Source organism: Huintestinicola butyrica (assembly GCF_025567215.1).
Lineage (GTDB): Bacteria > Bacillota > Clostridia > Oscillospirales > Ruminococcaceae > Huintestinicola > Huintestinicola butyrica.
The window spans coordinates 186,693-210,970 of the sequence record NZ_JAOQKB010000001.1 but is presented as its reverse complement, the minus strand read 5'-3'; the positions used below and the strand labels follow the sequence as shown (position 1 = coordinate 210,970).

General features: G+C 48.4%; 23 protein-coding genes and 1 pseudogene. 9 read left to right on the top strand and 15 right to left on the bottom strand.

The window, feature by feature from the left end; all coding sequences use genetic code 11:
- Positions 1 to 7 precede the first annotated feature (7 nt).
- The 8 genes and pseudogenes from OCV68_RS00970 to OCV68_RS00935 all read right to left on the bottom strand — a co-directional run bounded on the left by OCV68_RS00970 (position 8) and on the right by OCV68_RS00935 (position 6,784).
- Positions 8 to 388: a YraN family protein gene (locus OCV68_RS00970; protein WP_147622336.1), complete on the bottom strand. Its 381-nt coding sequence runs from the start codon at positions 386 to 388 to the stop codon at positions 8 to 10.
- Positions 369 to 986, bottom strand: coding sequence for a ribonuclease HII (locus tag OCV68_RS00965; RefSeq protein ID WP_262570380.1), 618 nt, complete (start codon positions 984 to 986; stop codon positions 369 to 371). The genes OCV68_RS00970 and OCV68_RS00965 overlap by 20 nt, the downstream gene beginning before the upstream one ends.
- A gap of 1 nt (position 987) precedes the next feature.
- Entirely contained in the window at positions 988 to 1,902 is a 915-nt protein-coding gene (gene ylqF, locus OCV68_RS00960) for a ribosome biogenesis GTPase YlqF (protein ID WP_262570167.1), read from the bottom strand.
- A gap of 100 nt (positions 1,903 to 2,002) precedes the next feature.
- Entirely contained in the window at positions 2,003 to 2,584 is a 582-nt protein-coding gene (lepB, locus tag OCV68_RS00955; protein ID WP_022475047.1) for a signal peptidase I, read from the bottom strand.
- A 204-nt stretch (positions 2,585 to 2,788) separates the two neighbouring features.
- Positions 2,789 to 3,133, bottom strand: coding sequence for a 50S ribosomal protein L19 (gene rplS, locus OCV68_RS00950; RefSeq protein ID WP_022475046.1), 345 nt, complete (start codon positions 3,131 to 3,133; stop codon positions 2,789 to 2,791).
- 231 nt (positions 3,134 to 3,364) lie between these two features.
- Positions 3,365 to 4,009, bottom strand: coding sequence for a TIGR03936 family radical SAM-associated protein (locus tag OCV68_RS00945; protein WP_262570379.1), 645 nt, complete (start codon positions 4,007 to 4,009; stop codon positions 3,365 to 3,367).
- Between the two features lie 90 nt (positions 4,010 to 4,099).
- A pseudogene (locus OCV68_RS00940) lies at positions 4,100 to 5,953 on the bottom strand (TIGR03960 family B12-binding radical SAM protein); the annotation flags it as partial.
- A 27-nt stretch (positions 5,954 to 5,980) separates the two neighbouring features.
- The gene (locus OCV68_RS00935) at positions 5,981 to 6,784 is read right to left on the bottom strand and encodes an HAD family hydrolase (RefSeq protein WP_262570166.1); all 804 of its coding nucleotides are present in this window, start codon (positions 6,782 to 6,784) and stop codon (positions 5,981 to 5,983) included.
- 271 nt (positions 6,785 to 7,055) lie between these two features.
- Between OCV68_RS00935 and htpG the strand changes: the two genes are divergently transcribed.
- A complete protein-coding gene (gene htpG, locus OCV68_RS00930; RefSeq protein WP_022475043.1) occupies positions 7,056 to 8,960 on the top strand; it encodes a molecular chaperone HtpG in 1,905 nt (634 codons plus the stop codon).
- Positions 8,961 to 9,119: 159 nt separating this feature from the next.
- Here htpG and OCV68_RS00925 read toward each other — a convergent pair whose 3' ends face one another.
- The 7 genes from OCV68_RS00925 to OCV68_RS00895 all read right to left on the bottom strand — a co-directional run bounded on the left by OCV68_RS00925 (position 9,120) and on the right by OCV68_RS00895 (position 17,083).
- The gene (locus tag OCV68_RS00925; RefSeq protein ID WP_022475042.1) at positions 9,120 to 10,394 is read right to left on the bottom strand and encodes an adenylosuccinate synthase; all 1,275 of its coding nucleotides are present in this window, start codon (positions 10,392 to 10,394) and stop codon (positions 9,120 to 9,122) included.
- Positions 10,395 to 10,879: 485 nt separating this feature from the next.
- On the bottom strand, positions 10,880 to 11,182 hold the full coding sequence (locus OCV68_RS00920; protein WP_262570165.1) for a hypothetical protein: 303 nt from the start codon (positions 11,180 to 11,182) through the stop codon (positions 10,880 to 10,882).
- A 52-nt stretch (positions 11,183 to 11,234) separates the two neighbouring features.
- Complete coding sequence (locus OCV68_RS00915) at positions 11,235 to 12,668, bottom strand: TrkH family potassium uptake protein (RefSeq protein WP_262570164.1); 1,434 nt, start codon at positions 12,666 to 12,668, stop codon at positions 11,235 to 11,237.
- Between the two features lie 42 nt (positions 12,669 to 12,710).
- Positions 12,711 to 14,066, bottom strand: coding sequence for a Trk system potassium transporter TrkA (gene trkA, locus OCV68_RS00910; protein ID WP_262570163.1), 1,356 nt, complete (start codon positions 14,064 to 14,066; stop codon positions 12,711 to 12,713).
- A gap of 23 nt (positions 14,067 to 14,089) precedes the next feature.
- Positions 14,090 to 14,917 (bottom strand): GNAT family N-acetyltransferase, encoded by an 828-nt coding sequence (locus OCV68_RS00905; protein ID WP_262570377.1) that lies wholly within the window; start codon positions 14,915 to 14,917, stop codon positions 14,090 to 14,092.
- Positions 14,918 to 14,927: 10 nt separating this feature from the next.
- Complete coding sequence (locus tag OCV68_RS00900) at positions 14,928 to 15,722, bottom strand: glycosyltransferase family 8 protein (protein ID WP_022475037.1); 795 nt, start codon at positions 15,720 to 15,722, stop codon at positions 14,928 to 14,930.
- Positions 15,719 to 17,083, bottom strand: a complete 1,365-nt coding sequence (locus OCV68_RS00895) for an MATE family efflux transporter (RefSeq protein ID WP_262570161.1) — start codon at positions 17,081 to 17,083, stop codon at positions 15,719 to 15,721. Before OCV68_RS00895 ends, OCV68_RS00900 begins: the two co-directional genes overlap by 4 nt.
- 253 nt (positions 17,084 to 17,336) lie before the next feature.
- Here OCV68_RS00895 and OCV68_RS00890 point away from each other — a divergent pair, with 253 nt between their 5' ends.
- The 8 genes from OCV68_RS00890 to OCV68_RS00855 form a co-directional block, all read left to right on the top strand.
- A complete protein-coding gene (locus tag OCV68_RS00890; protein ID WP_262570159.1) occupies positions 17,337 to 18,059 on the top strand; it encodes an AzlC family ABC transporter permease in 723 nt (240 codons plus the stop codon).
- 15 nt (positions 18,060 to 18,074) lie between these two features.
- On the top strand, positions 18,075 to 18,404 hold the full coding sequence (locus OCV68_RS00885) for a branched-chain amino acid transporter permease (RefSeq protein ID WP_147622356.1): 330 nt from the start codon (positions 18,075 to 18,077) through the stop codon (positions 18,402 to 18,404).
- A gap of 352 nt (positions 18,405 to 18,756) precedes the next feature.
- The gene (locus tag OCV68_RS00880; protein WP_262570158.1) at positions 18,757 to 19,944 is read left to right on the top strand and encodes an ABC transporter substrate-binding protein; all 1,188 of its coding nucleotides are present in this window, start codon (positions 18,757 to 18,759) and stop codon (positions 19,942 to 19,944) included.
- 221 nt (positions 19,945 to 20,165) lie between these two features.
- Positions 20,166 to 21,050, top strand: coding sequence for a branched-chain amino acid ABC transporter permease (locus tag OCV68_RS00875; RefSeq protein ID WP_022475032.1), 885 nt, complete (start codon positions 20,166 to 20,168; stop codon positions 21,048 to 21,050).
- A gap of 12 nt (positions 21,051 to 21,062) precedes the next feature.
- Entirely contained in the window at positions 21,063 to 22,160 is a 1,098-nt protein-coding gene (locus OCV68_RS00870) for a branched-chain amino acid ABC transporter permease (RefSeq protein WP_394803483.1), read from the top strand.
- The gene (locus OCV68_RS00865) at positions 22,157 to 22,915 is read left to right on the top strand and encodes an ABC transporter ATP-binding protein (RefSeq protein ID WP_262570154.1); all 759 of its coding nucleotides are present in this window, start codon (positions 22,157 to 22,159) and stop codon (positions 22,913 to 22,915) included. Before OCV68_RS00870 ends, OCV68_RS00865 begins: the two co-directional genes overlap by 4 nt.
- 16 nt (positions 22,916 to 22,931) lie before the next feature.
- Positions 22,932 to 23,642 (top strand): ABC transporter ATP-binding protein, encoded by a 711-nt coding sequence (locus tag OCV68_RS00860; protein WP_022475029.1) that lies wholly within the window; start codon positions 22,932 to 22,934, stop codon positions 23,640 to 23,642.
- Positions 23,643 to 23,676: 34 nt separating this feature from the next.
- A partial coding sequence (locus OCV68_RS00855) for a cytidylate kinase-like family protein (RefSeq protein WP_262570153.1) occupies positions 23,677 to 24,278 on the top strand: 602 nt, incomplete at its 3' end.

The following is a 24,278-nucleotide window of genomic DNA, read 5'->3' as shown; positions in this document are numbered from 1 at the left end:
TAGGCTTTTAAAGAGAAGAATCACTTTCGGCACAGAAAGCATTGTCAAAATATTTAAGTCCCACAGCCCTGCCCTCCCTGACAGTCACCTCGGCAACGTCAAATCTGGGCTGCATTTCGTGGGGATATCTGTAGGAATACTCCTGAGCGGCACGGATAATAAGGCTCCGCTTCCTGACATTCACCGCCTGAGCGCCATGCTCAAATGCGCTGATGTCACGGGTCTTAACCTCAACAAAAGCGATAATGCCGTCCTTTGAGGCGATAATATCTATCTCCCCGCCCTTTATGCGAAAGTTCCTGCGGAGTATCTCATAGCCCGATCTTTTCAGATAATAGGCTGTAAGCTCCTCCCCCAGCTTTCCTATCTCACTTCTGCTTTGCTGCATAGTATTTTTTCAGGAAAGACATACGGTGCACGGGAGACGGACCGTATTTGTCCAGCATCTCATAATGGAGCTTTGTGCCGTAGCCCTTGTGGCGTTCAAACTGCCACTGAGGGTACTGCTCGGCGATATCCTTCATGTACCTGTCACGGGCAGTCTTTGCCAGAACGGAAGCGGCGGCAATGCTGGCAGACGTTCCGTCTCCCTTTACCACAGCCTCCCCCGCAATGCCCAGGGGCGGGAACTTGTTGCCGTCAGCCAGAGCGTAATCAGGCTTTATGTCAAGCCCCTCATATGCCCTTTTCATGGCAAGCATGGCGGCATTCAGGATATTCAGCTCCTCTATCTCCTCCACAGAGGCGGTAGCGATGCAGAACACCTTAGCTTTGTTGATTATCTCGTCAAAGAGCAGCTCACGCTTTTTCTCCGTAAGCTTCTTGCTGTCGTTGAGACCATCTATGCACACGCCGTCATCAAAAACCACAGCCGCCGCATAAACATCTCCCGCAAGAGGCCCTCTGCCTGCTTCATCAAGCCCGCAGAATATGGGGTGGAGCGTTCTTATCTCCTTGTCATATTCAAATAACTGCTGAGTTTCCATATCAGTCACCAAAATCCGCAGGGGTCTCGAGGGTAATGCGTCCCAGCTTTCCGCCTCTGAACTCGTCCAGAACGGCAGCTGCGGCTCTCTCGGTATTTATCTCACCGCCTGAGATGAGCATTCCTCTTGCCTTGCCGACTCTCATAAGAAGCTCGTAGCCGTTTATACAGCCCATAGCCTCTCCGCTTTCGACCATTTCGTCCTCTTCGGGAGTGTCAAGCTTTATCTTGTAGCGCTCCGTCAGGCTGTCGGGAGCTATCTCCCTGAGCTTTATCAGAAGTCTGCACGCCAGCAGCTCTGTATCCACAACATCGTCCTTGACAGCGCCTGTGAACGCCAGCTTTTCGCCTACGGACATATCCTCGAACTTAGGCCAGAGAACACCGGGCATATCCAGCAGCTCGATATCGTTATCCAGCATTACCCACTGCTTTTCACGGGTAACGCCGGGGCGATCCTCCACCTTGGCTTTTTTCTGCCCTGCCATGCGGTTGATGAACGAGGATTTCCCCACGTTGGGGATACCCACCACCATCAGGTGCAGCACCTTGCCTGCCATGCCCTTTGCGGTATTCTTTGCAATAAGGTCAGCCAGAACTTCACGCACTGCGGGGACAAATCTGTTAAGACCCTTTCCGGTGCGGCAGTCGGCAGCTATCGCCATAATGCCCTGCCTGCGGAAATAGTCTATCCACTGGGAAGTGACCTTCTCATCGGCAGCATCGCACTTGTTCATCACGATGATCCTGGGCTTGCCTGCGGTAAGGACATTTATATCGGGGTTTCGGCTTGACATGGGAACTCGTGCGTCGATGACCTCGACCACTGCGTCAACCAAAGGCAGACACTTTTCCATCATGCGCTTTGTTTTGGTCATGTGACCGGGGAACCACTGTATTGACGGTATCTCGTTCATCTGCCTCACTCCTTAAAACCGTTTTAAACTAAAAGAGGAAAGCAGATGAAAGGCGATTGTCTTTCCGTCTGACTTTCCTCCAAAATCTTTATAAGTACACTCAGCTGACCGTACCTATTCTGTCAAAGGGCCAGATCCTGAACACTACCTTGCCCATGATCTCGTCCTCAGGAACAAGACCCACGGCAGCGCTTCGGCTGTCAAGGGAGTTCATTCTGTTGTCGCCCATTACAAAATAGTAGCCGTCGGGGATAGTCAAAGGATAAACCTGACCGTCCTCATCACGCTTGGTAAGGTCGTTGATGTAAGGTTCATCAAGAACTTCACCGTTTACGGTAACAGCGCCTGTATCAAAGTTGATATCAATAGTATCGCCGCCCTCTGCAATAACTCTCTTTACGATAGGCTTGCCGAGGTTGGAGCTGTCAACTATAACGATATCACCCTTTTCGGGTGTATAGAAAAGATGGTGAACTATGAGCTTCTCTCCGTTCTGAAGAGTAGGCACCATAGATTCGCCGTCAACGTTTGCCTGTCTGAGCAGGAACGTAAAGATAAGGATAACCGCAAAGAATGCGAAAATTATGGTCTCGACCCACTCGAGGAATTCCTCGTAGGGAGTACCGTTTTCCTTGTTTTTGTCTGCGTCCAGCGCTTCGTAATTTATCTGATACTTAGCCATAGCTGCTCATTCCTTTCGTTGATATCCTCAGACGTGTACATTCCCAAACAGCAAAAAAGGGACTTGCAATAAGCCCCCAAACAACCGATAAAAGCATATTATACAGAGCGGGCAAGCTCAAACAAGCCCACTCTGCACTGCTTTTTCAGGTTAATTGAAAGGAGTCTTATTCCTTTCATCATATAAAGATACTGCGCAGCAGGATTACTGAATGTTCTCCTTGACCTTGGCAGCCTTGCCGACTCTGTCTCTGAGGTAGTAAAGCTTGCTTCTTCTAACCTTACCGTGTCTAACGACCTCAACCTTGTCAACAACGGGAGAATGTACAGGGAAAACTCTCTCAATGCCGCAGCCGTGAGCTACACGTCTAACGGTAAAGGTCTCCTGGATGCCGCCGTGTCTCTTAGCGATAACGGTGCCCTCGAAAACCTGGATTCTGTACTTCTGGCCTTCCTTGATTCTTACGTGTACCTTTACAGTGTCGCCCACTTCAAAAGCGGGAACTTCGCTCTTCATGCTGGATTCGCTGATAAGCTTTAATGCGTCCATTTTAATATCCTCCTAAATCTTCAAGACATTCTTACCCCGTTTGTTACCCCGCCAATGGCGCACGGCGGGACAGAGCAGCGGACTGTCCTTTTAATGTTGCGGAAAACCGCAGCACTAATCTCGCCTTTTCCTCCCGAGGGCATACTTCGGCGGATTTTAAATGCTTATTTATTTTAACACATTTATTCTTAGATTTCAAGTGTTTTTGCTCACAAATAAAATTTCGTCCGATTATTCAAATGCAGAACCGTCTGCGCACAATATATTTGTGCGTTTTGCACATATAAGCTCTGCCTTAACGTTATTTTCGGCACAGTAAGCCGCAAATGCGTCGGTAAAAATAGCCGCATTCAGGTTGAGCTCCAGCCCCGCAGGCAGCCTTATATCAACATACACGCTGTCGCCCTCCGAAACGCCTTTTATCTCCACATACGGCTTGATATCAACAGTTATCATGCCCTTTTTCTTGGAGCGCTTTTCCACTTCTATCTTTTCCTGCGCCATAAAGCTGTCAAGGGCAGCCTTTACATCAGCCATGCTGCCGCTGTAGGTCAGGGTATATTCCGCAAAGCCTATCTCCTTGTTGAGATGAACGGGTGCAGCCGCTCCCACAGCGCAAAGCCCCTCGGGAAGCTCGCCGTTCAGCCTGCTGACTATCTCCTCAAAGGAAATATCCTCCACGATGTAAAAGTCCATCGGCTCCCTTGTGCCCTCAACGCCCAGCGACAGGGCAAGGGGGAAGTTCAGGTATATTCTTGGATTGAAGCCCTCGGAATACCACACAGGCAGTTCCGACCTTTTAAGTGCCCTCTGCATGGCTCTGAGCAGGTCAAGGTGAGAGATATAGACCGCTCTCCCCTTTTTCTCAAAGAACACACGAACAGGCTTCTTGTTTGCAAGCGGCTCACCGTGAGGCACTTCGGCTGTTGCCTGAGCAGGCACGGAGCTTGTGAGTGCGCCGCTCTTTTCATCGGCAAAGCATTCTTTTCCCGCAGCCTTGTTCACGCCGCAGCCCGAGCAGCCCTCACGGCAGTTTTTCGTTGCAATGCCCTCGTGAGCCTTTTTGTTCTCACGGATAAGGAACTCCTTTGTGACCATATAGTCAAGGTGCTCCCATGGCATCTGCTCATCATATGCGGAGCCACGATGGGAATAGAACTCAATGTCGGTATTCGTATCGGCAAACGCCTGCATCCACGCATCGAAGTTATAAAGCTCGTCCCAGCCGTCAAACTTGCAGCCCAGCTCCCATGCACGCTTTATTACCGCTCCCTGCCGCCTGTCGCCCTTGGCAAGAGCCGCTTCAAGAACGCTTATCTTGTAATTATGGTAGCTTACGTTGATGTATCGCTTGCCCTTTACGCAGTCAAGCAGCAGCTTCTGGCGGCGGTTTATCTCGTCAACGGATATCTGCGGCTCAAACTGGAAAGGTGTAAATGGCTTTGGCACAAAGGTGGCGCAGCTGATGGAAATGCTCAGCTTCTGACCTCTCGGTCTGTCCTTCATATTAAAGTACAGGTCTGCTATGCGCTTGGCAAGGTCGGCTATGCCGATGATGTCCTCGTCCGTTTCGGTGGGAAGTCCCAGCATGAAATAAAGCTTTACTCCCGCATATCCGCCCTCGAAAGCCGTGCAGCAGGCAGACATTATCTCATCTTCCGTGAGATTTTTGTTGATAACATCACGGAGACGTGCCGTTCCCGCTTCCGGCGCAAAGGTAAGTCCGCTTTTTCTTACCTTGGAAAGCTGCTCCATAAGCTCCTTGTTGAAGCGGTCGATACGCATGGAGGGCAGCGCAAGATTTATCCTCTCGCCCTCGGTGTAGCCCGTCATCTTGGAAAGCACGCCCTCGATATCGTAATGGTCGCTGGTGCTCAGCGATGCAAGTGACAGCTCCTCATAGCCCGATGAGCTGCAAAGGCATTTGGCTTCTTTTAATATAGTATCCGCCCTTTTCTCTCTGAACGGACGATAGATAAAGCCTGCCTGACAGAAACGGCAGCCACGTATGCAGCCTCTCAGCACCTCAACCACGGAGCGGTCGTGAACTATCTCGGAAAAGGGAATAACGAACTTTTCGGGATAGAACACCTTGTCAAAGTCGGCAATGATGCGCTTTGTAACCTTTTCTGGCACGCCTGCACGGTTGGGCACAACGCTTTCTATCCTGCCGTCCTCCTTGTAGGAAACGTCATAGAAGGACGGAACATATATGCCGCCTATCTGTGCAGCCCTTTCAAGGAAGCTCTGCTTTGTGTATTCGCCCGACTTTTTCATCTGCTCGTAAAGCTCCATCAGCTCAAGGTTGGCTTCCTCGCCCTCGCCGATAACAAACAGGTCGATAAAATCACACAGGGGTTCGGGATTGCATACGCATGGGCCGCCCGCAATTACAATGGGGTCATCTTCACTGCGTTCAGCCGCCGGCACAGGCAGACCTGCCAGGTCAAGCATATTCAGGATATTTGTGTAGCAAAGCTCGTACTGAATAGTAAAGCCGATGAAATCGAACTCCTTTATGGGGTCAAGGCTCTCCAGACCGTAAAGGGGTATGTCATTTTCACGCATGAGCGCCTCGTAATCGGGCCACGGCGCAAAAACACGCTCGCACCACCAGTTCTCACGGGCATTTTTCAGGGAGTAGAGTATTTTCATGCCGATGTGGGACATTCCCACGTCGTATGCGTCGGGGAAGCAGAAAGCAAAGCGCACATCTACCTTGCTTTTATCCTTTACAACGCTGTTGAACTCTCCGCCGATGTATCTTGAGGGGGATTTAACTTTAAGCAGCTGCTTCTGAATTTTATCTTTAAGTTCCATTATCAGTTCCTTTTGTAATATTCCACGTCATATTTTCAGCTCGGGGATATGAGCTTTTATCTCACGGACAACGCCGTTATCATCATTTGAGGGGGCAATATAATGCGCCGCACTTTTAAGCTGCGGGTGAGCATTTTCCATGGCAAAGCTGTATTTGCAGCAGCTCATCATCTCATAGTCGTTAAGATAATCGCCGAAAACCATTGCCTCGTCATAGCCTGCGCCAAGCCTTTCCATAAGCTTTGTTACGGCAGTGCCCTTGTTGACCGTTTTTCCCACGATATCCACCCAGCAGGTGTTTGAAAGGATAACGTTGAAATCATCGGAAAAGCGCTTCATTGCAGGATAGACCTGCGTTTCGGCGTTCTTGTCAAAAAGTGCTATCTTGATTATCCTGTCGTCGTCCGGTATCACGCTGAAGTCATTCACCGTTTTCAGGCGGGCGCAGTAGGTGTTGCAGCTGTCGGAAAAATCCTTGTCGCTGTCAGCCACATATGCGCAGTTCTCTCCCGAAAGCAGAATACGCACACCCTTGTCGTAAAGCTTCTCCGCCTCATGCACCATGGCAAGAACATCATCGGCGGGCATGGGCAGGGAGTAGATAAGCTGACCCTTTTCATATGCCACGCCGCCGTTTTCGGCAATGAACATCATCTTGTCACGCACGGGCATAAAAAGCTTTTCCACGCCGTAATACTGCCTGCCGGAAGCGGCGGCAAAGGTGATGCCCATATCATAAAGCTTTTCCACCAGCTCCATAAAGCCGTCGGGAAGAGCATGACTGCTGTTCAGAAGTGTGCCGTCAAGATCGGCGGCGATAAATTTTATCATCTGAGATCCTCTCTTCAAAAAAGTTTCCGAATAATTATAGCATATCGCAGGGAATAATTCAACGGATAATTATAAACAGCAATGCGCCGCTGATATGCCAAATATGAACAAAATGTAAAATTTGGCATTCCGCTCTTGATTTTGCCAAAGGAAAGGTATATACTAATGTTAGCACTCAAAAAGAAAGAGTGCTAACACTTACAAGATGAAAGTGCTAAAATCCACTGCTTCCGTTCGGGAACAGTACATTTACATAAAAGGATGTGTTATTATGGCTGAAACAAAACAGTTCAAAGCAGAATCCAAGCGTCTGCTTGATATGATGATCAACTCCATTTATACTCATAAGGAAATATTCCTCCGTGAGCTTATCTCCAACGCCAGCGATGCTATCGACAAGCTGTATTTCAAGTCTCTTACTGATGACAAGGTTGGCATGAACAAGGACGATTTCAAGATTGAGATAACTGCCGACAAGGAAAACAAGGTGCTCACTATCTCCGATAACGGTATCGGTATGACCGCCGATGAGCTGGAAAACAACCTTGGTATCATCGCAAACAGCGGCTCCTTCAAGTTCAAGAACGAGAACGAAAAGACAGACGATGTTGATATCATCGGTCAGTTCGGCGTAGGCTTCTACTCCGCTTTCATGGTAGCAAAGGAAGTTGAGGTCCGTTCCAAGGCTTACGGTTCCGACAAGGCTTATATGTGGAAGTCCAGCGGCGCTGACGGCTACACTATTGAAGAGTGCGACAAGGACAGCGTTGGTACAGAAATTCGCCTGACCCTCAAGGACGACACCGAAACCGAGTGCTATGACGAGTATCTTGAAGCCTCCACCATCAAGGAGCTTGTAAAGAAATACTCCGACTATATCCGCTTCCCCATCAAGATGGACGTGGAAAAGACTAAGAGAAAGGCTGACGCCAAGGAGGACGATTATTCCGACGACGCTTACGAGACCGTTATCGAGAACGAGACCCTCAACAGCATGGTCCCCCTCTGGAGAAAGAACAAGAACGAGCTTAAACCCGAGGATTACAACAACTTCTACAAGGAAAAGTTCTTCGACTACACCGACCCTCTCAAATATATCCACTCAAAGATCGAGGGTACCGTTACATATGATTCCCTGCTGTTCATTCCCGCAAGAGCGCCTTTCAACTTCTACTCCAAGGACTACGAAAAGGGTCTGCAGCTTTATTCCAGCGGCGTGCTTATCTCCGACAAGTGCGCTGACCTGCTCCCCGACTACTTCTCATTTGTAAGAGGTCTGGTAGATTCCGCAGACCTGTCGCTGAACATCTCCCGTGAAATGCTTCAGCACGATCACCAGCTCAAAACCATTGCAAAGTCCATTGAAAAGACGATCAAGAGCGAGCTGAAAAAGATGCTCAACAACGAGCGTGAAAAGTACGAGCAGTTCTGGAAGACCTTCGGTATCCAGATAAAGTTCGGCGTTTACGACAATTACGGCAGAGACAAGGACGCTGTTGAGGATCTGCTGATGTTCACCTCCTCCCACGAAAACAAGCTCACCACCCTTGATGAGTATGTTTCCAGAATGAAGGAAGAGCAGAAGTACATCTACTATGCTGCAGGCGACAGCGTTGAGAAGATACAGGCTCTCCCCCAGACCGAGCTGCTTCGTGACAAGGGTTATGAGATACTTTACCTCACCGATAACGTGGACGAGTTTGCTGTCAAGGTGCTCATGCGCCACGGCGACAAGGAGTTCAGGAACGTTTCCGAGGGTGATCTTGGCATTGACACCGAGGCTGAAAAGGAAGAGACCAAGAAGCTTGCCGAGGAAAACAAGGATATGCTCTCATTCATCACCGCAGCTCTTGATGGCAAGGTAAAGGAAACAAAGATATCCGACAAGCTGAAATCTCACCCTGTCTGCATCTCCAGCTCCGGTCAGATCTCCCTTGAAATGGAGAAGATACTCAACCAGAATCCTCAGAACGAGAAAGTCAAGTCCGAAAAAGTCCTGGAGATCAACCCCAACCACAAGATATTTGCCGCAATGCAGAAGCTTTACGGCGAGGACAAGGAAAAGTTCAAGGATTACGCATCTATCCTCTACGATCAGGCACTTCTCATCGAGGGTATGCAGATCGAAGACCCTGTTGAATTTTCCAACAAGATATGCGCACTTATGGCTGAATAAGCTGTGTGCATAAATATATTGTAAACGTGAATATCCCGACAGTTTTACCGCTGTCGGGATATTTTTGTATAGTAAGCTTAACTGAGGCTACTATACAAAAAAACTGAGAAGGAAAACTCCTTCTCAGTTTTTTCATGCCATATGGCTTATAAGCTGTGATTATCTCTCGATCACCTGTGCTCTGTCGGGGCCAACGCCTACCATGCTGATGGGGCACTCGCAAAGCTCTTCAAGGCGGGAGATGTACTTGCGGCAAACCTCCGGAAGCTCTTCAAACTTTCTGCAAGCGGAGAGATCCTCGCTAAAGCCCTTAAACTCCTCATAAACAGGCTCGCAGCCCTCAAGTCCCTCAAGTGTGGGGGGGAAGTCCTTGATGATAGTGCCGTCGGGCTTCTTATATGCTACGCAAACCTTGAGTGTGTCAAGACCTGCAAGTGTATCAAGCTTGTTGATAACGAGGGAAGAAAGACCGTTTACACGAACTGCGTGGCGAACGATAACAGAATCGAACCAGCCTGTTCTTCTGGGTCTGCCTGTGATGGTACCGAACTCGCCGCCCTTATTGCGGATATAATCGCCTGTTTCGTCGTTAAGCTCTGTGGGGAAAGGACCCTTGCCGACTCTTGTGGTATATGCCTTTGCAACGCCGTAGATAGCGTCAATGGTCATGGGGCCTACGCCTGTACCTGTGCAAACGCCTGCGGACAGGGGATGAGAGCTTGTAACGTAAGGATATGTACCGAAGTCGATATCAAGGAGAGTAGCCTGTGCGCCCTCGAAGAGGATAGTCTTTCCTGCCTTCTTAGCCTCATAGGTAAGAACGGAAACGTCGTCCATGTACTTAGCCAGACGCTGACCGTAGCCGATATATTCCTCGATAACTGCGTCAAGGTCGATAGCCTCGCCGCCGTAAACCTTTGTGATGATAGCGTTCTTAAGCTCGCCCACGCTCTTAGCCTTTTCACGGAAGATGTCGGGGTGAACCAGATCGTAAAATCTCAGACCGCTTCTCTCGTACTTATCCATATAGGTAGGGCCGATTCCACGGTGAGTGGTTCCGATGTCCTTATTGCCTCTGAACTTTTCGGAAAGTCCGTCAAGAGCGATGTGCCAAGGCATAATGATGTGCGCTCTGGGGTCGATCTTCAGGTTATCGAAGGAGATCCCTCTCTTGGAGAGGTCGTCGATCTCGCCGAGAAGATCCTTAGGGTCAAGAACTACGCCTGCGCCGATAAGGCAGAGGGTGTTTTTATAGAGAATACCTGAGGGGATAAGGTGAAGCTTATAGGTCTCGCCGTTGCTTGCAACAGTGTGACCCGCATTGTTGCCGCCCTGGGAACGTACAACAACATCTGCACGGGAAGCCAGTATATCAATTACCTTTCCCTTGCCTTCGTCGCCCCACTGGGTACCGATTACGATATTAGCAGACATTTAAAATTCCTCATTTCTTGAATGAAATATTTTCAGGAAGCGGATTTTCCGCATTACTATATTATTATAACAAATTGTCTCCCCTCTGTCAATAGTAAAAAAGTAAAAAGCGGCGTGTCGCCGCCTCCACCCGTAAGTTATTTAAGTTGGGACTATTTCATCTGCAGCTCGGTAACTGTTATTAGTAGATATTTTCTGAAATGCAGGACGGCATGTTGCCGCCTCCACCCGTACTTTAATATATGGGGACTATTTCATTTGCGGCTCGGTAACTATTATTTATGGCATTATTTAAAATATAGGTATGCAGCGTGTCGCCGCAGCCACCTCGTTAGAAATTACAGCAATAAAACTCTCATTTGAGGCTCGGTAACTATTGTTTGTGGATATCATCTAAAATGCAGGACGGCGTGTCGCCGCTTCCACCCGTGGGCTATTTATGCAAAGATTATTTCATTTGCGGCTCGGTGACTTTATACGATCTCCTATGTTCTCTCCCCCGATGTATTGCAGACGGTGCACAGCCTTGGGATGCCGTTGTCACAGGCAAAGCGGCGGCATATCTCGGCCGTTTCGCTGTTTTCATCGGCACAGCAGACGATTATATCACATTCCGCTGTGGCAAGGCGGCGGAGCAAAAGCTCTATATTATCTGCGCTGTCGTCGGCGAATATAAGTATCCTCTGACCGAAGGACTTTTCCGCTCCCCGCAGAGCCGACACTGCCGACAGGCACATTATAACAGCCGAAAATATGAAAATAACAGCGGTCTCATAAGCTATATCCATAAAAACACCTCCGTATTTCATATTATGATGAAAACACGGAGGTGTTCGGATATTATTTTTTCCATGTTGCGGGAGCAAACAGGAGCAGCATGGGGAAAAGCTCCAGTCTGCCTGCCAGCATATCAAAGATAAGTATTAGCTTTGTAGGCGAGGACATAAAGCCGAAATTCTGAGTGGGGCCGACCATTTCAAGGCCGGGGCCAACGTTGTTGAGCGTTGCGGCTACAGCGGTGAAGTTCGTTATCAGGTCATAGTTATCGAAGGACATAACGCCCATTGAGATAACGAAAACCATTATATAGCAGACCATATACACATTTACCGAGCGCACGGTCTCGTGGTCGATGGCGTGGGAATCAACGGTTATCTTACGCACCTGCTTGGGGTGGATCATAACGCTGAGTTCCTTTGCCATGCTCTTGAAGAGAATGATTATTCTCGATACCTTTATGCCGCCGCCCGTACTTCCTGCGCAGGCGCCGATGAACATTATCAGCACGATGATAGTTCTGGAAAGCTCGGGCCACATGTCAAAGTCAGCTGTGGAAAATCCCGTTGTGGAAACTATTGAAGCCACGGTGAATGAAGCATTTCTCAAAGCATCTCCCACACTGGGGAAAAGGTGCCTGATGTTCAAAGTTATGACGGTTATGGCGGAAATGACGATAAGCGCAAACACTTTCAGCTCGCTGTTGAACACCTCTTTCAGCTTGCCTGTTATCAGCAGATAATAGGAGCTGAAATTTATGGAGAATATGAGCATAAATACCGTAACGATAATTTGCAGTGCGGGAGAAAAGCTTGCAAAGCTGTCATTCCTGAAGCCGAATCCGCCTGTGCCTGCTGTGGAAAAAGCGGTGTTCAGTGCATCGAACACTCTCATTCCGCCTATGAGCAGAACAATGAACTCAGCAAAGGTCAGCACAAAGTATATGGAATAAAGTATCATTGCGGTGGTCTTTACTCTGGGAACAAGCTTGCTTACCGAGGGGCCGGGGCTTTCCGCTTTCATGATGTGCATATTCTGTCCGCCGCTGAGGGGAACGAACGCCATTATAAAGACCAGCACGCCCATGCCGCCTACCCAGTGGGTGAAGCTTCGCCAGATAAGTATGGCTTTGGGAAGTGTCTCTACCTCTCCGAGAACTGTTGCTCCCGTTGTGGTGAAGCCCGAGACCGTCTCGAACAGTGCGTCAACGAAATTGGGTATCACGCCCGAGATATAAAAGGGCAGTGCGCCGAAAAGACTGAGCACTATCCAGCTGAGGGACACTATAACATAGCCCTCACGGGAATAAAGTGCCTTGTTTTCCGGCTTTTTCATTATAAGCAGTCCGCCGCATATAAGGCAAAGCCCTGCGGATATGAGAAAATCCGCCAGCACTGCCTCGCCGTAAACCACAGCGGTTATAATTGGCACTAAAAAAAACAGCGCTTCAAAAATAAGTATCCAGCCCAGGATATTGAGAATCATTTTAAAATTCATATGTGTGGCTGCCTTTGCAAGAGCAAAAGCCAAACTCCTTCCTTATCTTAAAATATCCGCTATATCATGGAGCTGCATAAGGTTGGAGACAACAACAACTGCGTCCCCGGGCTGAATGATATCGTGACCTCTCGGGATTATGACCTTGCGCTCACGGAGAACAGCTGCGATAAGCACGTTATCCTTGAATTTAAGCTCCGCAAGAGGAACGCCCGCAATAGGCGAGTTTTCCTTGACGATAAACTCCGCCGCCTCTATCTTACCCTTGATGATATTGTAAAGCGTCTCAACGTTGCTGCCGATGGTGTTTTTCATTGCACGGACATACCGCACTATCATATCGGAGGTGATGTTCTTGGGGTAGATTATGGAATCAAGGTCAAGCTTCTTGATTACCGTGTCAAAGTCGATACGGTTTATCTTGGTGACGAGCTTTCCCTTGCCTGCGCTCTTTGCAAAAAGCGAAAGCAGGATATTTTCCTCGTCAAGATTGGTAAGAGCCGCAAATGCGCCGCAGTTTGCCAGTCCCTCTTCAAGAAGTATCTCCTGATCCACAGCGTCGCCGTTTATTACGGAAACATCGGGCCATGTGGTGCAAAGCTCCTCGCACTTTTCCGCATTCTTTTCTATTATCTTGATGGCAATGCCAGAGCGCTGGAGGATATCGCAGAGATAATGGGTAATCTCGCCGCCGCCGACTATCATAACGTCCTTGACGGAATTTATCTTGTAGTCTATTTTGCGGAAGAACTCATTGGCATTTCTGGGAGAAGCGACTATTGAGATAACGTCCTTTTCCCGGAAAACGAAGTCCGCATTTGCAATGAATGCGTCGTCCCCACGCTCGATGGTGCATACGAGTACATCACAGTGGAGCTTTGCAACTATCTCCTTTACGGAGCAGCCCGCAAGGCGGCTGTTTTCGGGGAGCCTGAATTTAAGCAGCTCCACCCTGCCCTTTGCGAAGGTGTCTATCTTTATGGCGGAGGGGAAGCGCAGAACTCTGGCTATCTCCTGAGCCGCAGCATATTCGGGGTTGATGACCATTGCAAGTCCAAGCTCTTCTTTAAGATAAGGCGCCTCGGTGCTGTATTCGGGGCTTCTTACACGGGCTATGGTCTGGCAGTTACCTGCTTTTTTGGCGATAAGGCAGCACAGCAGATTCAGCTCATCTGACGCAGTTACCGCAATGAGCAGGTCTGCACGCTTGATGCCTGCCTCCTGCTGGGTCATATGGGTAGCGCCGTTTCCCACAACGCCCATTATATCCAGCCTTGCGGAGACCGAGTTCACCTTTTTGGGGTTAAGGTCAATGACCGTGATGTTGTTGCCTTCCTCATTGAGCTGTTCGGCAAGCGCCTGTCCTACCTTTCCGCAGCCCACAATGATAATATTCATATATACTTATGCTTCCTTTCAAGTCATGATAATGCTTTTTTGCCGAAAAGCTCCCAAAGCACAGTGCGGCAGCCTATTTTTTCATACCAGTCATACACACCTGTGTGATGGATAAAGCATTTGCCGAAGCCCTGCTTTTTAAGCTCTTCCGCCGCAAGGGCGACCATTTTAAGTCCTATTCCCTGCCGCCTGAACCGTGGAACAGTGCCAACACAGCCCACAGCACCTGTCCGATGCACTCCGTCGGAGACAACGGAAGGCTCCCACTCTTCTGTTATGCAGAAAGAGGCTATCTCTCCGCCGCAGAAGCCGCAGAACACCTTTGAGCCGCCGAAATACTGCACCCAGTCGGGAACAGTCTCCTCCACGGCTTTTTTCAGCGCTTCCGAAGTGCCGTCAATATATCCGAAGGTAACATTCTCAGCAACGGGCAGATCATGCTCAGATGCGGAAAAATCATCAAGCAGAAGCTCCATTTCAGCGCAGCCGTCATCAAAAACATATCCACGCTTTTCAAAAAACGGAAAGCTCCGCTTGTCGAAATTCCCCTTTGAAACGGGTGCTCCGATAAAAAGCCCCGAAGCTCCGCCGAGAATGACTTCATTATGTTCTTTGCCTATATGCTCTTCCGCCTGAGCCAAAAGCTCCGAACCTATACCCTGTCGGCGGTACTTTTCCGAAACGCATATCAGCCGCAGGCAGTTATCCTTTACCGCCGCAAAGCCAACGATACCGCCGTTTTCCTTATGCTCAAAAGCAGTGCAGCCGCCGATATCGAGCAGTTGAACAAACATCCCCCTGTTTAATTGAAGTTCGGGATAGCAATCCCCAAACAGCTCAAAATATCCCATGCAAAGCTCCTTATTCAATAGGCGGAATATCCTTGGACGCTTCCTCATAGAACACGCCAAGCTTGCCGATGTAAGAATCCTTCCACGGCTTGTTCCTGCCGATGTAATGGACTATGGCAGAAATGTTCCGCACATTTTCGGGGGTCATCATATGATACATCATAAGCCGCTCGGTCATATTGTATCTGAGCGGTTCAAGGGGATATATCTTATCGGAATAAAGCCCGCTGAGAACGTCCTGATCGGGCAGGATAAGCAGCTTTTCGTTCTCACTGATGTAGTTATATACCTCTTCCTCGCTCTGGCTGCTGCGGAGAAGATCTAAATTCATAAGCATTACGCCCGAATTTATGTAAGGGCCTTCATCGTCCATGCCAAGGCGTATTTTGTTTATCATTCGCATGACTTCATTTACGTGGGAAGCCGCAGCATAATAATAGCCGTCCAGCCGGGTCTCGTAAAGCTCCTTTACGGAACCCAGCACCACGATATCGGGGTCAAGATACAATATCCTGTCAAGGCTTTCGGGGAGGTACTTTGCGGCAAATATCCGAAAATACATCTCACGGGGATATCTGTCGGTAATGGGGGCGTCCGCAAATTCGTTCTCCCCTGTCTTTATGTCAATGAGCCTGCATTTATCGGCAGGGATACGCTGACGGACAGCCTCAAAATCCGCCTCGGTAAGAGAAGCGTTCATAACGTAAACATCAAATTCCGTGTCGGGATTTGACTTTATGAGCGATGAAAGCATTACGCAGAGCTGGTAAAGATAACCTCGGTTAAGTGTGACCAGAATATTCATATAACTTCCCCTTTGTTCTGATTTTCCTCTATAAGTTTGTCAAGGCTTCTGAGTGTCTTTACGGTAAATATAGCCGTAAACGCCGCCGTAAGCACATCTGCGACGGACTGTGTCATCTGAAGTCCCGTAAGTCCGAAAACCTGCGGCAGTATAAGCACCAGCGGAATGAAGAAAACGCCCTGCCTTGCAATGGCAAGAAAGCTTGCAAGCAGTGTTTTTCCCATGTTCTGGACTATCATATTCGTCATGATGATGATGCCCTGCAAAAATCCCGTTACGCACTGGAACCTGAGAAGCGGCGTGCCTGCGCTGATAACGTCGGGATCATCACGGAAGAATGCCACCAGCTGAGGTGCAAACACAAACACTATTGCGCCGAACACCATCATGAACAGGGTCGATGCCTTTATGCAGAAAAGATACATACGCTTTATCCTGTCATACCGCTTTGCACCGTTGTTGAATCCGCACACGGGCTGGAAGCCCTGACCAAAGCCTATGACCACGGAAGCGCCTATCATAACTATCTTGTTAACAACCGACACCGCCGCAATAACAGCCTCGCCGAAATTTCCCGCTGCGTGGTTCAGGCAGATAATGGACACGCTCATGATGGACTGCCTGAAAAGCGAGGGCGTGCCGAAGCGGAATATTGCCGAAACTATTTCGCCGTTCAATACAAAATCCGGCTTGCGGAAAGGGATACGTCCGCTCATTACAAGCAGCACTATAAAGGAGATGATCTGGCTTGAAACAGTCGCCAGAGCAGCTCCACGGACCTTCATGCCCAAAATGAAGATAAAAACGGGGTCAAGGATAACATTCAGCACCGCTCCGCTTGCCATGCCTATCATGCCATAGAAAGCGTTGCCCTGAAATCTCAGTTGGTTGTTCATTGTAAATGATGCCATTACAAAGGGAATACCGATAAGCAGCACCGATACGTATTCCACCGTGCTTTCCATAAGCAAGGGCGTTGCTCCCAGAAGCTGCGACAGCGGGCGGATATTCATATAGCCCAGCAGCGAAAGTGTAACGCCCATCATAAGGGACAGCACCGCTGCCGTGTCAGCCATCTGTGCGGAAGCCTTTACATCGCCCTCGCCCAGCTTTCGTGCCATATAGTTTCCCGAACCGTGACCGAAGAAAAAGCCTATTGCCTGTATAACGTTCATAAGCGGCAGAGCCAGTCCCACAGCAGCCGTGGAAACGGTGTCGAGCCTGCCCACAAAATAAGTGTCAGCCATGTTGTAAAGCGCCGTGATAAGCATGGTTATTATCGTAGGCACTGCCATTTTGCAGACAAGAAGCTCAACGGGAGAGTGGAGCATATCATGTCTTTTCTCTTCGGGGGTCATCATCTGGAAATATCATCCTTACTATTTACTTTATATATAAGTATATTATACCAAATCGGAAGAAATTGTCAAGCGTGCGGCGGCGTATAACCGCTGTCAGACCGTTAAGATTTACGGCATAAAGCCTGTTTTTCAGAGGTATCTTGACATTATTCCCCATATGTGCTATATTTAAATAGCATTTAAAGCGGCGCAAAAAAGTGACACCACATCTGTAGGTGTCTTTTTTTTACGGCAAGAAAGGATCTTCCCCATTATGCAAGGTGTTAAAGCAAAAGCTGCAAAAGCGGCTTTTCCCTACACTCTTCCCATACTTACAGGCTTCCTGTTTCTGGGCATCGCCTACGGCGTTTATATGAACAGTCTGGGGTTCTCATTCGTTTATCCGATGATAATGAGCGTTACCATATTTGCAGGCTCTATGGAATTTGTGGCAGCGACCATGCTGCTGAGCAAATTTGACCCGCTGGCAGCCTTTGTCACAACGCTTATGGTAAACGCCCGTCATCTTTTCTACGGCATTTCCATGCTGGAAAAGTACAACGTCAAGGACTTTCGTAAGATATACCTTATCTACGGAATGTGCGATGAATCCTTTTCAATAAACTGCTCCGTTGACGCTCCCGAGGGCGTTGACAAGGGCTGGTTCATGTTCTTTGTGACCCTGTTCAATCAGGCATACTGGGTTTTCGGTGCAACCCTCGGAGGACTGCTGGGAAACCTTATCACCTTTGATACAAAGGGGCTTGATTTCGTTATGACAGCCCTGTTCACAGTCATCTTCACCGACCGCTTCATGACACGCCGTGTCCACCTCCCCGCACTGCTGGGACTGGGGCTTACGACGCTGTGTCTGGTGATCTTCGGCAGCGATAACTTCATCATTCCCTCAATGATAGCCATTCTGCTCTCCCTGACCATTTTCAGGAAGAAGCTCGATCTGCCAGAGGAAATGCTGAAAAAGCCCGACAGATCATAAAAGGAGGATAAGGAAATGACTATCGCACAGCAGATAATCACAATAGGGGCTGTTACTCTCGGAACACTTTGCACAAGGTTCCTGCCGTTCATCATCTTTCCTGCGGGAAAGGAAACGCCGAACTACATAAAATATCTTGGAAAGGTGCTTCCCTGCGCCGTTACGGGGCTTCTGGCAATATACTGCTACAAGTCCGTTTCGGTCACATCATACCCTTTCGGACTGCCCGAATTTATCGCAGGAGGACTTACGGCAGGGCTTCACTTCCGGAAGAAAAATATGTTTCTCTCCATTGCGGCGGGAACCATATGCTATATGCTGCTCATAAGATTTGTTTTTGCATAATTTAAAGTGCAAATATTCATAATGACTTTGTATCATCATCTCAGGTCATATCCAGTCAGATAAATGGAAAAAGTATAGCCAAACAGAGTTAACATATCGTTAATTATATGTGTAAACTGACCAATACAACCGTTTATATAGTTTAAAATACCATTTTTTTAACATTGACTTTTAAGGCAAAAAATTGTAAAATATAGGTGTAATTAAAGTTGTATATGTAAAATCTGTGCAGTCTGTGATGTATTTTACAGCTCCAATCCATGATTTTGCGTACAAGATTACCCCGCTGGCATGAACCGTCGTAATGCTATGCGGTAAAAAATCCCACCGACGGAGAAACAAGGGGTTTACAATGAAAACTTCAAAGAAAATTCTTGCACTTAGTCTTGCTGCCTGCATGACTGTACCTTTCTTTACAGCTTGCGGCGATAATTCCACAAGCGGCGATGCTGCTTCCACAGGCGCTTCCTTCAAGATCGGCGGTATCGGTCCTATCACAGGCGGCGCTGCTGTTTACGGTCAGGCTGTAAAGAACGCTGCTGAGATGGCTGTTGAGGAGATCAACGCAGCAGGCGGTATCAACGGCTACCAGATAGACTTCAAGTTCGAGGACGATGTTCACGATGCAGAGAAGTCCGTAAACGCATACAACACCCTTAAGGACTGGGGTATGCAGATGCTCATGGGTACCGTTACCTCCACTCCCTGCCAGGCAGTAGTTGAGGAGTCCCACAACGACAATATGTTCCAGCTCACTCCTTCCGGCTCCGCTATCGAGAGTATCAAGTATGACAATGCTTTCAGAGTATGCTTCTCCGATCCTAACCAGGGTGTCGGCGCAGCTCAGTACATCGGTCAGAACAACCTTGCTGAAAAGGTAGCAGTTATCTACAACAGCTCCGATGTTTACTCTTCCGGTATTTACGAGAAGTTCGCTGCAGAAGCTGCAAATCAGCCCTTCGAGGTAGTTGCTGCAGAAGCATTCACCGATGACTCCAAGACTGACTTCACCGTTCAGCTCCAGAAGGCTAAGGACGCAGGCGCTGACCTTATCTTCCTTCCTATCTACTATCAGGAAGCATCTCTTATCCTCCAGCAGGTAGCTGCTATGGATTATTCTCCCAAGTTCTTCGGCTGCGATGGTCTTGACGGTATCCTTGCAGTTGAAAACTTCGACCTCAGCCTTGCTAAGGGCGTAATGCTTCTTACTCCTTTCGCAGCTGATGCTCAGGACGATCTTACTCAGAAGTTCGTAACCTCCTATCAGGAAAAGTACGGAGAGGTTCCCAACCAGTTCGCTGCCGATACATATGATGCAATGTACATCATCAAGGCTGCTGCCGAAAAGGCAAACGTAACACCAGATATGTCCGTTTCCGATATCTGCGATGCTATGAAGGTTGCTATGACCGAGATCACATATGATGGTCTTACCGGTACAGGCATGACATGGAGTGCAGACGGCGAGCCCTCCAAGGCTCCTAAGGCTGTTGTAATCGACATTGCTGAGGACGGCACTGGTTCCTACAAGGCAATGTGATCTGACTTATAAAGTCTGATAGTTTTATCCGCATAATATTACCGTCGGTGTCGATATTTTGATACCGGCGGTTTATGTGGTTATAAGGACTTGTATTTTCAGCTTTAAAAAACTGAAAAGCAGAAGGAAATCCGAATATTTCCTTCCGCTTTTGAGTTTTTTAAACTTAAGATTCAACGAAAACTCAAAACAAAATAAACATAAGAATGGGGATTGAGAAAATGAGCTTTCTGAATTACTTGATCAACGGTCTCAGCCTGGGAAGCGTTTATGCGATCATTGCTCTTGGCTACACAATGGTTTACGGTATCGCAAAAATGCTGAACTTCGCTCACGGCGACATTATCATGGTAGGTGCATATGTGGTGTTCCTCTGCATGAAGAACGCAGGCCTTAGCCCTATTGTCAGCATCATTATCGCAATGATAGCCTGCACGATCCTGGGCGTTGTTATCGAAAAGGTGGCATATAAGCCTCTCAGAAACGTAAGCTCCTCGCTGGCGGTGCTTATCACAGCCATCGGTGTCAGCTACCTGCTCCAGAACCTTGCACTGCTCATATTCGGCGCAGACGCAAAGTCCTTCACATCGGTAGTTTCACTCAAGCCCATAAAGCTTTTTGACGGTCAGGTATCTATCACGGGAGAAGCTGTGGTAACTATCATCACCTGTATCGTTATCATGGTAGGTCTTACCCTCTTTGTCAACAAGACAAAGGCAGGAAAGGCAATGCAGGCAGTTTCCGAGGACAAGGGTGCGGCTCAGCTCATGGGCATCAACGTAAATGCCACAATAACCCTTACCTTTGCTATCGGCTCCGCTCTTGCGGCAGTTGCAGGCGCTCTCATGTGCTCCGCATATCCCAACCTTACCCCTTATTCAGGCACAATGCCCGGTATCAAAGCATTCGTTGCAGCGGTATTCGGCGGAATCGGCTCTATCCCCGGCGCTATGATCGGCGGACTGCTCATCGGCGTTATCGAGATAATCGGCAAGGCTTACATCTCCTCTCAGATCACTGATGCTATCGTGTTCGCTATCCTCGTTATCGTTCTTCTGGTAAAGCCTACGGGTATCCTCGGCAAGAACATTCAGGAAAAGGTATAAGGAGGGCTGATGATGAGTAACGTTAAAACAAAACCTGCTAAAAAGCTTACAAAGTCCACAACGGACAGCCTGATAAACTACGGCATCGTTATCGTGCTCTACATAATAATGATGATAATGCAGGCAACAGGCAATCTTTCAAGCTCCATGAAGGGCTTTCTCGTTCCCGTTTGTATCTATGTTATAATGGCAGTTTCCCTTAATCTGGTTGTCGGAATCCTTGGCGAGCTGAGCCTTGGCCACGCAGGCTTTATGTGCGTGGGTGCCTACACCAGCGCGATCTTCTCAAAGCTTACAGAATCCACCATTACAGCAGCTCCCCTGAGATTTACTCTTGCAATTCTTGTAGGTGCATTTTTTGCAGCTGTCTTCGGAATACTGATCGGAATCCCCGTTCTCCGTCTTAAAGGCGACTACCTTGCTATCGTAACACTGGCATTCGGCGAGATAATCAAGAACGTGGTAAACATCATCAACTTCGGCGTTGACTCCAATGGCTGGCATTTCTCCACCAAGAGCACCATGGAGCTTGGTCTTGAGGCTGACGGAAACGTCATCATCAAGGGCGCTCAGGGTATCTCGGGCACACCTAAGGACGCAAACTTCACCGTGGGCGTTATCCTCGTTCTCCTTACACTGTTCATCGTTCAGAACCTTATCAAGTCCAGAGACGGCCGTGCTATCATGGCGATAAGAGATAACCGCATCGCTGCCGAATCCGTGGGCATCAACATCACAAAGTACAAGCTCATGGTATTCACTATCTCCGCTTCTCTCGCAGGCGCAGCAGGTGCGCTCTACTCCCACAACTACGCAACACTTACCCCCGCAGGCGACAAGTTCAACTACAACGCATCTATCATGATACTGGTTTACGTGGTACTCGGCGGAATCGGAAACATCAGAGGCTCCGTTATCGCAGCCATCGTTCTGTATATCCTCCCCGAAAAGCTCCGCTTCATCGGCGACTACAGAATGCTGGTATATGCAATCGTGCTTATCATCGTAATGCTTATGAACTGGGCTCCCAAGGCACAAGAATATAAGCAGATAATCGCCTATAAATTCAAGAGCAAATTCGGTAAGAATAAGGAGGAAGCTGCGGAATGAATATGTTAGAGGTATCAAATCTGAGCATTTCCTTCGGCGGTCTTAAAGCCGTAAGCGAATTTAATCTTACTATCAAAAAAGGTCAGCTTTACGGTCTTATCGGCCCCAACGGCGCAGGAAAGACCACAGTGTTCAATATGCTGACAGGCGTTTACAAGGCTGACACAGGCTCCATTATCCTTGACGGCACAAACATCACAAAGATGAGCACCATTGAGGCAAACCTTGCGGGTATCGCAAGAACATTCCAGAATATCCGTCTTTTCAAGGAGCTTTCAGTTATCGACAACGTTAAGGTCGGTCTCCACAATCACCATTCCTACAGCACATTTGAGGGCGTGTTCCGTCTCCCCAAATACTTCAAGGTAGAAAAGGAAATAGAAGAAAGAGCGCTGGAGCTTCTCAATGTCATGGGTCTTGAGGAGGAAAGAGACGTTATCGCTTCAAACCTCCCCTACGGAAAGCAGCGTAAGCTGGAGATCGCCCGTGCTCTTGCCACCGCCCCCAAGCTCCTGCTTCTGGACGAGCCTGCGGCAGGCATGAACCCCAACGAGACTGCCGAGCTGATGGACACTATCCGCTTTGTACGTGAAAATTTTGATATGACTATCCTGCTTATCGAGCATGATATGAAGCTTGTTTCGGGAATCTGCGAAGAAGTCACTGTACTGAACTTTGGTCAGGAGCTTGCTCATGGCAAGACATCTGACGTTCTCAACGATCCCAGAGTTATCACCGCATATCTTGGCGAATAATAAGGAGGCTCATAAAATGTCATTGCTCACTATCGAAAATCTTGAAGTATTTTACGGCGTTATCAATGCTATCAAGGGCATTTCCTTTGAAGTAAACGAGGGCGAGATAATCGCACTCATCGGCGCAAACGGCGCAGGAAAAACAACTATCCTTAACACAATCACAGGTCTTGTCCCCGCAAAATCAGGCTCCATAAAGTTTGAGGACAAGGATCTGCTCAAAACTCCTGCACACAAGATCGTAAGCATGGGCATCGCCCACGTTCCCGAGGGACGACGCATTTTCCAGCAGCTCACGGTTTTCGAGAACCTTAAGCTGGGCGCTTACACCCGAAAGGACAAGAAAGAGATCGCCGATACTCTGGAACTGGTCTATGAGCGCTTCCCCCGTCTTAAAGAGCGCCGCACCCAGATCGCAGGAACCCTTTCCGGCGGCGAGCAGCAGATGCTTGCAATGGGCAGAGCGCTTATGTCCCACCCTAAGATAATCCTTATGGACGAGCCTTCAATGGGTCTCTCCCCTCTTTATGTAACAGAGATATTTGATATTATCCGCTCGGTAAACGAATCGGGCACAACAGTTCTTCTGGTTGAGCAGAACGCTAAAAAGGCACTTTCCATCGCAAACAGAGCATATGTTCTTGAAACAGGAAAGATAGTTCTTTCGGGAGACGCTCACGAGCTTATGAACAACGACTCCGTAAAGAAAGCATATCTTGGCGAATAATATGGGGATACCCTATAAAGAAAGGATAAGGATCATGGACAACCTTGTAATTACAATAGCAAGAGAATTCGGCAGCGGCGGACGCTCCATCGGCAAAACGCTCAGCGAAAAGCTTTCCATTCCCTATTATGACAAGGATCTTATAAAGCTTGCCTCCGAGGACAGCGGCATAAACGAGGCTCTTTTCGGTCTGGCTGACGAAAAAGCAAAGTCGGGACTTTTCAAAAAGGTAAAGGTCTATGACGGTGATGTTATCACTCCGGAAAGATCCGATTTTACCTCTCAGGAAAATCTTTTCAACTTCCAGGCAAAGGTCATAAAGAACCTGGCAGATGAAAAAGCTCCCTGCATCATCATCGGAAGATGTGCGGATTTTGTCCTTGCTGACAGAGCCAATGTGCTGAGAATTTACATCTGGGCTGACAAGGAAACCTGCATCAACAATTCCATGAAGGTCTGCGGCTATGACCGCAAGGAAGCCGAAAAGCAGGTTGAGAAGATTAACCGTGAGCGCAGCGCTTATTATAAGGCTCACACAGGCAACGAGTGGACAGACGTGAGAAATTACGACCTGTGCCTCAATACCAGCCAGCTTGGCTTTGACAGATGTATCAAGATCATTGAGAGCTACATTGA

Excerpts from the sequence above, each read along its gene's own strand:
- OCV68_RS00860 (WP_022475029.1), top strand. The coding sequence starts at position 22,932 with ATGTCATTGCTCACTATCGAAAATCTTGAAGTATTTTACGGCGTTATC.
- OCV68_RS00965 (WP_262570380.1), bottom strand. The coding sequence starts at position 986 with ATGGAAACTCAGCAGTTATTTGAATATGACAAGGAGATAAGAACGCTC.
- OCV68_RS00865 (WP_262570154.1), top strand. The coding sequence starts at position 22,157 with ATGAATATGTTAGAGGTATCAAATCTGAGCATTTCCTTCGGCGGTCTT.
- OCV68_RS00925 (WP_022475042.1), bottom strand. The coding sequence starts at position 10,394 with ATGTCTGCTAATATCGTAATCGGTACCCAGTGGGGCGACGAAGGCAAG.
- OCV68_RS00885 (WP_147622356.1), top strand. The coding sequence starts at position 18,075 with ATGACTATCGCACAGCAGATAATCACAATAGGGGCTGTTACTCTCGGA.
- OCV68_RS00920 (WP_262570165.1), bottom strand. The coding sequence starts at position 11,182 with ATGGATATAGCTTATGAGACCGCTGTTATTTTCATATTTTCGGCTGTT.
- OCV68_RS00870 (WP_394803483.1), top strand. The coding sequence starts at position 21,063 with ATGAGTAACGTTAAAACAAAACCTGCTAAAAAGCTTACAAAGTCCACA.
- trkA (WP_262570163.1), bottom strand. The coding sequence starts at position 14,066 with ATGAATATTATCATTGTGGGCTGCGGAAAGGTAGGACAGGCGCTTGCC.
- ylqF (WP_262570167.1), bottom strand. The coding sequence starts at position 1,902 with ATGAACGAGATACCGTCAATACAGTGGTTCCCCGGTCACATGACCAAA.
- lepB (WP_022475047.1), bottom strand. The coding sequence starts at position 2,584 with ATGGCTAAGTATCAGATAAATTACGAAGCGCTGGACGCAGACAAAAAC.
- OCV68_RS00970 (WP_147622336.1), bottom strand. The coding sequence starts at position 388 with ATGCAGCAAAGCAGAAGTGAGATAGGAAAGCTGGGGGAGGAGCTTACA.
- OCV68_RS00875 (WP_022475032.1), top strand. The coding sequence starts at position 20,166 with ATGAGCTTTCTGAATTACTTGATCAACGGTCTCAGCCTGGGAAGCGTT.
- OCV68_RS00890 (WP_262570159.1), top strand. The coding sequence starts at position 17,337 with ATGCAAGGTGTTAAAGCAAAAGCTGCAAAAGCGGCTTTTCCCTACACT.
- OCV68_RS00895 (WP_262570161.1), bottom strand. The coding sequence starts at position 17,083 with ATGATGACCCCCGAAGAGAAAAGACATGATATGCTCCACTCTCCCGTT.
- OCV68_RS00880 (WP_262570158.1), top strand. The coding sequence starts at position 18,757 with ATGAAAACTTCAAAGAAAATTCTTGCACTTAGTCTTGCTGCCTGCATG.
- OCV68_RS00935 (WP_262570166.1), bottom strand. The coding sequence starts at position 6,784 with ATGATAAAATTTATCGCCGCCGATCTTGACGGCACACTTCTGAACAGC.
- OCV68_RS00905 (WP_262570377.1), bottom strand. The coding sequence starts at position 14,917 with ATGGGATATTTTGAGCTGTTTGGGGATTGCTATCCCGAACTTCAATTA.
- rplS (WP_022475046.1), bottom strand. The coding sequence starts at position 3,133 with ATGGACGCATTAAAGCTTATCAGCGAATCCAGCATGAAGAGCGAAGTT.
- OCV68_RS00915 (WP_262570164.1), bottom strand. The coding sequence starts at position 12,668 with ATGAATTTTAAAATGATTCTCAATATCCTGGGCTGGATACTTATTTTT.
- htpG (WP_022475043.1), top strand. The coding sequence starts at position 7,056 with ATGGCTGAAACAAAACAGTTCAAAGCAGAATCCAAGCGTCTGCTTGAT.
- OCV68_RS00900 (WP_022475037.1), bottom strand. The coding sequence starts at position 15,722 with ATGAATATTCTGGTCACACTTAACCGAGGTTATCTTTACCAGCTCTGC.